Genomic DNA, 10,390 nt, shown 5'->3' with positions numbered 1-10,390 from the left:
CCTTCGCCATTCGGGACTCACACCCTATAGATAGCGCCCATGCTGGGCGCACAACGACAAAACCTGCGTGGCGTATAGCCTCACAGGTTCACAAAAATAGATATATTATTTATCACACCCTATTAAGATTGGATAGCAGTTGAGAATACAGAACTACTAGTTTCTCAGATGGGCCAATTCCAAGCTCTTTTCGTAGAACTTTTACATATTGCCTATATTGTCTGATCAAGGAACCCCTGTCCATCTGTGCTGCATATGCATTCAAGAGCAATATGATTACTTCTTCGTCCAATTCATTGCGAGCTAGCAGTTTAAGAAGGAGTCTTACTGTAACAGAATCTCGATCACGATAATTCATCAACGTCATTGCTAATTTCTTAACAAATACCACATACATCCTCGAAAATCGCTCTATATCATTCAACGCCCATAGAAAACCCTTCTCACCAAATAAATCACCAACAAAAAGTTCCTCAACCGCAATCGCCTGGTCAAGATTTGAAGCGTCAATAAAGTCAAATTGTTTCAGCTTGTCCTCGAATTCAACAAAATCAATATACTCATCTACGATATCTATGCCATAGCTGTCCCTGTTAGATTTCACCAGTGATTTCAAACCATGCGGTTCAAGAGACTTTCTCAATTGATAAATGGTTGTATTGAGGTACGTCTCTGCATTTTTTGACGGCATGCCACCAAAGATATCTTCCATAAGTCTTGCTCTCGATACCATCCTCCCGCGGTGAAATAGCAAATATCCGAATAACTCCGCACTCTTCCTAGATGTCCATTTCACCCCGCCTCCTTGTCCGCTTCGAACCTCTATTCCACCCATACAATAAATAAAGATGTGATTAGCATCCAGAACATCTTTATTACCTTCCAATAATGGATGAATGGCTAGTGCCCTTCTCACCGTCTTCTCCAACCGTTCCAATGAGATTGGCTTAACGATATAGTCCAATGCGAAGATATCGAATGCGTCAATAGCATATTCTTTATGAGAGGTTACAAACACAATCTGGAGATGGTTACACGTCTGCGTCATCCTCTTGGCAAACTGCATTCCATTCTCATTAGGCATACTAATATCTACAAAAGCCAAGTCTGCACGTTGATCCATTAAAAACAAAGATGCGGAGTCCGTATTCTGAAATGAGCCTATGACTTCAATGTATGGAATTTTGGAAAGCATTTTCCTCATAATCAAGTGCATGGCTTTCTCATCATCAACGATTATGACTTTCATTATAGCTCTGTCTCCCGTTCCATTAATATTTTCATATTTCTCCCCGCTTCATTCACCGGAAGAGAGAAGAAAAAAGTGCTCCCCTCACCCAGGACACTCTCTACCCAGATCGCTCCGCCGTTCAGATGAACAAACTCTTTGCATAAGAAAAGACCTAATCCTGTGCCCTTTTCCCCTTGCGTACCTGAAGTCGGTGACTCATTTGCTCTACTAAATAGAGTCTTCGTGATATCTGGGGTTATTCCCACACCAGTATCCCGGACGGAGATAACGACTTGATCCCCGTCCCTTGTTGCCCCAATATGGATGGTCCCGCCGATGTTGGTAAACTTAATGGCATTAGAAAGCAGATTCCGTAAAATCAAATGGAGTATTTCTTTGTCCGCAAATACTTGAATTTCATCATCTATATTGAAGCTAATTCGAATTTCCTTAATTTCGCTACGTATTCTCATGGAAAGAATAAACTGCTGTACAATCGGCGCCAAGTTCCATGTCAACGGATTTGACATCACTTCCCCACTTGTACTCCTAAACCAATCTAGTAAATTTTCAACTAATGTATATGTGTATCTTACCTGTCCACTTACCTCCTGAAATATCTCGATGTTCCCACTACCAACCGTCTCCATTTCTTCTTCTAGTATTTCCGTTAAATTAATCAGTACAGCCAGAGGATCACGGATGTCATGGGCAACCACGGTAAATAACTTATCTTTAAAAGCATTTAACTCTGCCAATTGATTAATATTGAATAGTAGCCTTTCTTGGTAATCTATCGTTTGCGTAATATCACTGAATAAAAGCATTATCCCCAAAGCCATTCGGCCTTTATCATAAATGACCGACACCTTCAAATGATAGTAACTCGTTTTTCCTTTATTTCTAATTGTAATTTGGCTATCGCTATTTTCTAAGATTATGATTTTGGATAATAGCTCTGGATGATTAGAGAATACAATACTAGCCGAATTCTTATTCCCTTTAATATGATGTAACTCTTCAAACACCTCTTTGGCAGCTTGATTATAATTAATGATATTGTTGTCATAATCTAGGAAGACCACCCCATCTTGCATCGTTTCATACACCTTTTGCAATGCAATCGGAGCTAATCTAAGAAGGTTGAACTGATAGATACCCCACACGTACAATACACCGGACAAGGTGAATCCGAGTGGCGTAAAATCCACATGCAATCCAAAAGTCCCAAATAGGTAGACCACGTTAGATATCCACGGTGCTATAGCCCCAAGAATCATAATCATGATTTGTTTACGAGCATGTGGCACTGCTTTGAGATACATCAACACGAATAAACTCATACCCACTATGATTTGAATATAAATATAGACAATATGTACCCAATACCATGGACCTTTAAGCGTTTTAACTGTCGGTATGCTCGAGCTGTAGTCCATCCGTATATTTTCGTAAAAGAGGTCATGTATATCATTTGTTAATTGCAATACGAATGTAAGGATCGGTATGACAAAGAGCAGCATCCATACCCATCTTTTCATTAGGGTTTGATATCCCGTGAAATGAATAATGAAAATCAGCCAGAACGTGGTTATAAAGGGAATGCCAATATATTCAATATTCAACCAGAATCTTATATCCTCCATATCTTCGCTTATGATTTCGAACGCATAGCCAAAAGAATAGAAGGATGCGGCTAACATCATCAGAGCACTGTATTGAGCCACCGCAAGCTTCCGTTTTCTAAATGAAAGATAGGCAATGAACAGCATTAGACATGTGGCAACAAGTAATAAAACAAATAAATACTCACCTAGATTCATGAAGTGCACTCCTGGAAATAAATTTTTACATTGAATTAGATATAAAAAATTATATTCGACACTTTTCTCAACTTTCCTTTATTATCTGCATCGGGTTGTCTACGCAGGCTTGAGTACTATTACCCAGTCATTTATCAAAATTCAGATCATTATTCCCACATCTTAGAAATAAATTGTGACAAAAAAAGGCATAAGGAAATTAAAATTTATTCTATTTTAGATAAATAGTACTAATTCTTAAATAATGAGGCAGACTAATTTTAAACACTACATAACTTGGAGGAGTCTAATGTGAAACATTCCACAGATACTACACATCAATTACCTACATTTCCAGAATCATTATGGAGAGATACTTCCGATTTACCTTCATTTCCATCATTAAAGGAGGACATCACCGTTGATGTAGCCATTGTTGGCGGTGGTATTGCAGGTATCACCACAGCTTATATGCTAACTAAAGAAGGATACAAAGTTGCTATATTGGATGCGGGTCAGATATTAGAAGGGACAACTGCGCATACAACAGCCAAGGTAACTACCCAACACCATATGATTTATGACGAACTGATTCAACATCTAGGAGAAGGACAGGCATCCAAATACTATCGGGCAAACGATGATGCCTTACAATGGATTACACGAACCGTACAAGAACATAACATCTCATGTGAATGGCAATCAGAAGACGCCTATTTGTATGCGGAAAGTAATCAAGCACAATTAGATCTCATCAAAGAATTCAAAGCTTATGAGAAGCTCGGCATTCCAGGCCAGTGGGTAGATCATATGCCTATATCGTTACATACGACAGGAGCTATTAAATTACCAGGACAAGCACAATTTCATCCCTTAGCATATTTAAAATCCCTTGTCGACGTCATTGTGCAACAGGGTGGGCAGATCTATGAACATACAACAGTGAGTAACCGCCTAGAGGGGGGCCGTCCATTCAAACTTACAACGCTTCAGGATAACCACATCATTACATGCCAACATTTGGTGTCGGCTTCTCATTTCCCCTTCAGTGATGGGGGCGGATTCTTCTTCTCACGTCTGCATGCTGAGCGATCCTATGTGCTCGCTATGAAACCAGAGACGCCTTTTGCAGGTGGGATGTATATTAGCGTCGATGAGCCTACACGTTCTTTAAGATCTGCATCATTACATGGAGAACAGGTCGTTCTCATTGGTGGAGAAAGCCATAAGACGGGGCAGGGGATTTGCACCTACCGACATTATGAGAATCTAGAGGCGTTCGGCACGAAATTGTTAGGGAATCAAGGCATACCCTATCGTTGGTCGACGCAAGATCTAGTTACGCTCGATAAAGTTCCCTACATCGGTCAGATGACTTCCAAAGACGAAGGTATTTATGTCGCAACAGGATTTGCCAAGTGGGGTATGACAACGAGTGCAGTCGCTGGGAGATTAATTACGGATCACATTCAAAGCCGAGACAACCTTTACTCCGACCTTTTCGATCCATCACGCTTCAATGCCGATCCAAGCATTAAGAATTTTGTCGTTCAGAATGCCAATGTAGCCAAAGAAATGATTACGGGTAAGATTGGCATTGTATACACTACCGCAGATGAACTTGAGAAGGATGTTGGAGCTGTGGTGACACATCAGGGTAAAAGAGCTGGTGCTTACCGTGACACCGACGGCCATCTTCATATGGTTGATACGACCTGCACACATCTAGGATGCGAAGTAGAATGGAACGACGCGGAGCGTACTTGGGATTGCCCATGTCACGGTTCAAGATTCGGTTATGATGGAAGTGTTATGGAGGGGCCGGCACAAGAACCGTTAAAGAAACTAGTCTAGTATGATAACGGGATGAATGGGTTATTCTAACCATGTCATAACCGACAATATCGAGTGTTGGCAAAGGAGGAACCCTATTGGAACATCAAACCGATGATCAAGTCCGTAATCAGATGAATAAAGATGGTGATTCTCTTGCGGAGAGAAAGAAAATGGAGAATGGCGTGGATATTGAACCACAAGCAGATGAGTGGATCGCCAAGCCGATAGCTTATAGCGATACGGAATCCAAGAAAGTCTAAGATCAGAGTTATTTCACACAAAGAGACACCCCGAGCTTGGATGTTCCCCTCTGTAGTACAGAGGGACATTCCGGGCGGGGTGTCTTTCATTTATACCGTATAATATTCATTCATTTGGATGATTCATCCTACGTCTTGTTGAATGCCTTTGGAGAATTGGCTGTTATATAAATCTGCATAGAAGCCACCTTGATGGAGCAAGTCAATGTGGTTCCCCTTCTCAATCACACTACCATGATTCATAACGAGAATAAGATCCGCGTCCTTTATCGTAGATAATCTGTGGGCAATAACAAAGCTCGTTCTACCCTTCATCAATTCATTCATCGCCTTCTGAATGTGGATCTCTGTACGCGTATCCACACTGCTCGTCGCTTCATCCAGAATAAGAATAGACGGATTGGCAAGAATGGCTCTCGCAATCGTTAGAAGTTGCTTCTGACCTTGAGATATATTGGAGGCTTCTTCATTCAGTATCGTATTATAACCTTCTGGCAGTGTACGAATAAAATGATCTGCGTGTGCTGCCTTCGAAGATTGGATGATTTCCTCTTCTGTGGCACCTTCACGACCATACGCAATATTGTCCTTTATCGTTCCATTAAAGAGCCAAGTATCTTGTAGCACCATCCCGAACTTACTGCGGAGATCACCGCGCTTCATATCTGCAATATTGATCCCGTCAATCTTAATTGCTCCATCATTTAACTCATAGAAACGCATGAGCAGGTTAATAAGTGTTGTCTTTCCTGCACCTGTAGGTCCAACAATGGCAATCGTCTGACCTGGTCTTACATCAATATTCATATCCTCAATCAGGATGGCATCTTCCTTATATCCGAATTTCACATGTTCGAATTGGACTGCACCTTGTGGATACTGAATCGTCTTGGCATTCTGAAGTTCTGGAACTTCTTCTTCTTCATCCAACAATTCAAATACACGCTCAGCAGATGCAATTGTAGATTGGATGACATTGGCAATATTGGCTGTTTGAGCAATCGGTTGTGAGAACTGTCTTGTGTATTGAATGAATGCCTGAACATCACCAATTGTGATTGTCTTATTGGTAACGAATATTCCACCTACGACACTGACTAATACATAACCCAGATTACTAACCAGACCCATCAAAGGCATAATCATACCCGATAGAAATTGCGCCTTCCAACCCGATTCATACAGCTTTTCGTTGATCGTATCGAACTCTTTCATCGATTGTTCTTCCCTACCAAAAGCTTTGACAATGTTATGTCCTGTGTACATTTCCTCAACATGACCATTTAAATCACCTAAGGCCTTTTGTTGGCCCTTGAAGAATTTCTGTGATCTTGATGCAACACCTTTTACTACTAACACACTAAGTGGCAACGTTACGATGGTGATCAATGTTAACCATGGACTAATCGACAGCATCATGACAATAACACCAATAATAGTGACTACGGATGTAATCAGTTGGGTTAAACTTTGTTGTAACGTTGTACTGATGTTATCCACATCATTTGTAGCGCGGCTAAGGATCTCTCCATGTGTCTTGGAGTCAAAATATTTAAGCGGTAGGCGCGACAACTTACTATTAATCTGTGTACGCATATCCAGAACGACCTTCTGAGCTACCCCAGCCATCAAGTACTGTTGTATATAACTAAATATCGAACTGATAATATATAACCCAGCTAACAGCATCAATATATGAGTAATGAAATCGAAATCAATCTCCGCTCCGGGTACCATGATACCTTCGAACAACTTCGTTGTTGCCTCACCAAGTATCTTAGGGCTTACGATACTAAATAAGGTACTGAGAATAGCCATTAAAAGAATAAATGCTAAGACGACTTTCCGAGGTTCTAAATAACGGATCAATCTTCGTAAAGAACCTTTAAAGTTTTTTGCTTTCTCACCGGGTATGACCATGCCAGGTGGTCCACCAGGATGACCGCCACCAGGTCTTGGTCCGCCTCGTCTATTTCCATGTGAAGATTGGTTATTTCCATGATGATCACTCATGCACTTTCCTCCTCTGATAGCTGTGAGGATACAATTTCACGATAAACATCACAGGTATTCATCAATTCGCTATGTGTACCTATTCCGACAATCGTTCCTTCATCCAATACAATAATACGATCCGCATCCATTACTGTACTCACCCTTTGAGCCACTAATAGCACTGTAGCATCTGTCGTGATTTCTTTCAGTCCAGCACGAAGCTTAGCGTCCGTCTTGAAATCAAGTGCAGAGAAGCTATCATCAAACACGTAGACTTCTGGCTTACGTACAAGTGCACGAGCAATGGATAGTCTTTGCTTCTGTCCACCAGATACGTTACTGCCCCCTTGGGCAATCTCAGACAAGAAGCCATCCTTCATACTTGTTATAAATTCTGTTGCCTGTGCAATATCAGCGGCAAATTGAATCTCAGCATCGCTAGCATCTTGCTTACCGTAGCGTATATTATCCGCAATTGTTCCTGTAAAAAGAACCGATTTCTGTGGAACATATCCGATCTTAGCTCGTAATTGTTCTTGGGATAGCTCTCGAACATCTACGCCATCAATAAGCACTCTACCACTACTCACATCATAGAAACGTGGGATCATACTAAGTAATGTGGACTTACCTGAACCCGTACCCCCAATAATCGCTGTTGTCTCACCGGGCCCCGCTTCAAATGAAATGTGATGAATAGCCGGTTGTTCCGCTCCTGGATAGTGAAAAGTGACGTCCTCGAATTTCAAGAATCCATGTTCACGATTCGCTTGCTTAGGTTGTGCTGGATCATTGATTTCTGGAGCCATATCCAACACTTCGTTAATCCGTGTTGCTGAAGCAGACGCACGAGGGACAATAACGAAGATAACAGATAACATAATAAGCGAGAACATAATTTGCATGGCATATTGTATGAATGCCATCAACGAACCGACCTGCATCTCACCATTACTGATACGAATTCCGCCGAACCAAACGATAGCAATTGTTGCAAAGTTCATGACAAGCATCATAATTGGCATCATCGCCGCCATGATTTTATTTACTTTGATGGCTGTATTCGTTAAATCAACATTCGCTTCATTAAATCGCTTCGTTTCATAATTCGTACGATTGAACGAGCGAATCACTCGCATCCCGGTAAGATTCTCACGTAGAACACGGTTCAATGTATCTAATTTGACCTGCATCGCTTTGAATAAAGGTAGCCCTTTAAGTGCGATAATAGCGATTGACCCAAGCAACACTGGTATAACGAATACAATAACAAGAGATAGCTTAGCATCTCTATTGACCGCCATAATAATACCACCAATACACATCAGCGGTGCACTAACCATCATACGTAGCAACATGATTAGTACTTGTTGCACTTGGTTGATGTCGTTCGTAGTTCGAGTAATCAATGATGCCGTTCCAATCTTATCGAATTCCTGCAAGGAGAAATTCTGGACATGACGGAATACCTTACTACGTAATTTCTGCCCGAAGCCCACGGCTACTCGCGAAGAGAAATAACTTGCCGCAACAGACGATATGGCACCAACTGCTGTGACTAACAACATGATTCCACCAATCTTCCAAATATACGGGATATTCTCATGCACAATCCCTTTATCCACAATATCCGCCATCAATGTTGGTAAATATAGATCGGATAATGATTGAATGAAGACAAGTAGTAGTACAAGTGCAATCGGAAGCCGATAGGGACTTAAATTTTTAAATATTTTTAGCATAAATGTTCATCCCCGCTCTGGTTCAAGTTGGTATCTTTCTGCTCATAGAATTGGTAAGCCTTCGTTAAAAGCTCTATAAGTTGCTCACTATCATCTTGCCCAAGATACTGAATTAACTCATTCATAGATACTTCAGTCACTTGTATCGCATTCTGGATAACATCCTCACCCTCAGCTGTAAGCTTAATCCTAACCGCTCTACGATCTTTCTGATCCATAGTTCGTTCAATCCAGCCTTTGGTCTCTAACGAATTCAGTAACTGGGTCACGGTAGGTGAGGTCACCCCCAATAATCCGCTAATCTCGGACACTCTTATGCCAACATCATTTGCCTTTGCCGTCTTCTTAACATAGAACATTAGAATCATCTCGCTATGCTTAACACCTGAGATTGAACGGTTTCTATATTCCGCCTTGTTCAACCTCTTCATTGCTACAAACAACTTTTGAGCCGTTGATATTTCCATAATGAGAAGTCATAATCCTCCTTATATATAAATTAGATAGGTAACCAAACAATTAGGTTGCCTACGTATTATAAATCCATCCGAAATCCGATGTCAAGTTTAAGTTCTCATCTCAAATATAGAGCACGTGACTTCCACTACTCTTCCTTAGTATCACGATTGCCCGTCAGAATACTCTGTGTGAAATTTATCCATTCCTGTGCTGCAAAAGACTGATAACGTTCCTTACGCCAGATCATCCCCAATTGCCATGGGATTGTTGGATTCACAAGTGGGATGATGCGGATACGAGATTGATCTACTTCATCACAGATCGTCTCTGGAAGCAGGGCGATGCCTAGATTGGCAGCAACCATACCACTTATTAAATCCCACTGCGAGCTCTCATAGACAACATGTGGTTGAAATCCCAATCGAACACATTCAGTAATAATGCGATCGTGCATCGCAAAGTCTTCCCTGAATAATACGAATGGTTCGCCTTCGAGTGCCTTTAGTGAAACGGTATCTTGTTGTGCTAAAGCATGTGTTGGATGGACTAGCAGCATTAACTTTTCCTCCACAAAAGTAAACGAATGGAAGAGATCGAGGTTCGTCGGCAATACCGTCACACCTATATCTAACAATCCGCTCTCTACATCAACTTCTACTTTTTTAGCCCCATCCTCAAAGATTTGAATGGTGACATCGGGGTATTGTTCATGGAACTGTCCAATCACTTCTGGGAAGAAGCTAGAACCTACCATGGGGGGCAAGCCAATTCGGATATGTCCCTTTTTCAAGTTCTGTAAATCTTGTAGTTCAGATGAAAGGTTCTGGAAGGACTTCACAATCTGACGGCCTTGTTCATACATAATCTTTCCGGCGTCCGTCAATGCGATCTTTTTATTGGAACGATCAAATAATACGATATCGAATTCTTCTTCCATATTCTTAATCGTCTTGCTGATCGTTGGCTGCGTGATGTACAGTACTTCTGCCGCTTTCGTAAAACTCTTGTGGTGTGCTACTTCCATGAAATATTGGAGTTGCCGTATATCCATTGGTGGTTTCGCTC

At 41.3% G+C, this 10,390-nt stretch carries 8 protein-coding genes; 2 read left to right on the top strand and 6 right to left on the bottom strand.

What is annotated here, in order from left to right; all coding sequences use genetic code 11:
* Positions 1-112: 112 nt before the first annotated feature.
* Both ACH8E3_RS08525 and ACH8E3_RS08520 read right to left on the bottom strand, forming a co-directional pair.
* A complete protein-coding gene (locus ACH8E3_RS08525; RefSeq protein ID WP_458632198.1) occupies positions 113-1,249 on the bottom strand; it encodes a response regulator in 1,137 nt (378 codons plus the stop codon).
* On the bottom strand, positions 1,249-3,054 hold the full coding sequence (locus ACH8E3_RS08520; RefSeq protein ID WP_458632197.1) for a sensor histidine kinase: 1,806 nt from the start codon (positions 3,052-3,054) through the stop codon (positions 1,249-1,251). Before ACH8E3_RS08520 ends, ACH8E3_RS08525 begins: the two co-directional genes overlap by 1 nt.
* A 291-nt stretch (positions 3,055-3,345) precedes the next feature.
* On the opposite strand from ACH8E3_RS08520, the gene ACH8E3_RS08515 reads away from it, so the two are divergent.
* Together ACH8E3_RS08515 and ACH8E3_RS08510 are read left to right on the top strand one after the other, a co-directional pair.
* Positions 3,346-4,887: an FAD-dependent oxidoreductase gene (locus ACH8E3_RS08515; protein WP_458632196.1), complete on the top strand. Its 1,542-nt coding sequence runs from the start codon at positions 3,346-3,348 to the stop codon at positions 4,885-4,887.
* Between the two features lie 77 nt (positions 4,888-4,964).
* Positions 4,965-5,129, top strand: coding sequence for a hypothetical protein (locus tag ACH8E3_RS08510; RefSeq protein WP_458632203.1), 165 nt, complete (start codon positions 4,965-4,967; stop codon positions 5,127-5,129).
* Between the two features lie 123 nt (positions 5,130-5,252).
* Here ACH8E3_RS08510 and ACH8E3_RS08505 read toward each other — a convergent pair whose 3' ends face one another.
* The 4 genes from ACH8E3_RS08505 to cidR all read right to left on the bottom strand — a co-directional run bounded on the left by ACH8E3_RS08505 (position 5,253) and on the right by cidR (position 10,376).
* Entirely contained in the window at positions 5,253-7,142 is a 1,890-nt protein-coding gene (locus ACH8E3_RS08505) for an ABC transporter ATP-binding protein (protein WP_458632195.1), read from the bottom strand.
* A complete protein-coding gene (locus ACH8E3_RS08500) occupies positions 7,139-8,866 on the bottom strand; it encodes an ABC transporter ATP-binding protein (protein WP_458632194.1) in 1,728 nt (575 codons plus the stop codon). Before ACH8E3_RS08500 ends, ACH8E3_RS08505 begins: the two co-directional genes overlap by 4 nt.
* Positions 8,860-9,333: a MarR family winged helix-turn-helix transcriptional regulator gene (locus tag ACH8E3_RS08495; protein WP_458632193.1), complete on the bottom strand. Its 474-nt coding sequence runs from the start codon at positions 9,331-9,333 to the stop codon at positions 8,860-8,862. Before ACH8E3_RS08495 ends, ACH8E3_RS08500 begins: the two co-directional genes overlap by 7 nt.
* Positions 9,334-9,470: 137 nt before the next feature.
* Positions 9,471-10,376: a cidABC operon transcriptional activator CidR gene (cidR, locus tag ACH8E3_RS08490; protein ID WP_458632192.1), complete on the bottom strand. Its 906-nt coding sequence runs from the start codon at positions 10,374-10,376 to the stop codon at positions 9,471-9,473.
* Positions 10,377-10,390 lie beyond the last annotated feature (14 nt).

Source organism: Paenibacillus sp. CMAA1364, from assembly GCF_054373195.1.
This window is presented reverse-complemented; position numbering and strand designations above follow the sequence as displayed.

Bases quoted from the DNA above. Each gene is read 5' to 3' on its own strand.
- ACH8E3_RS08495 (WP_458632193.1), bottom strand. From the start codon at position 9,333: ATGGAAATATCAACGGCTCAAAAGTTGTTTGTAGCAATGAAGAGGTTG.
- ACH8E3_RS08525 (WP_458632198.1), bottom strand. From the start codon at position 1,249: ATGAAAGTCATAATCGTTGATGATGAGAAAGCCATGCACTTGATTATG.
- ACH8E3_RS08520 (WP_458632197.1), bottom strand. From the start codon at position 3,054: ATGAATCTAGGTGAGTATTTATTTGTTTTATTACTTGTTGCCACATGT.
- ACH8E3_RS08500 (WP_458632194.1), bottom strand. From the start codon at position 8,866: ATGCTAAAAATATTTAAAAATTTAAGTCCCTATCGGCTTCCGATTGCA.
- cidR (WP_458632192.1), bottom strand. From the start codon at position 10,376: ATGGATATACGGCAACTCCAATATTTCATGGAAGTAGCACACCACAAG.
- ACH8E3_RS08505 (WP_458632195.1), bottom strand. From the start codon at position 7,142: ATGAGTGATCATCATGGAAATAACCAATCTTCACATGGAAATAGACGA.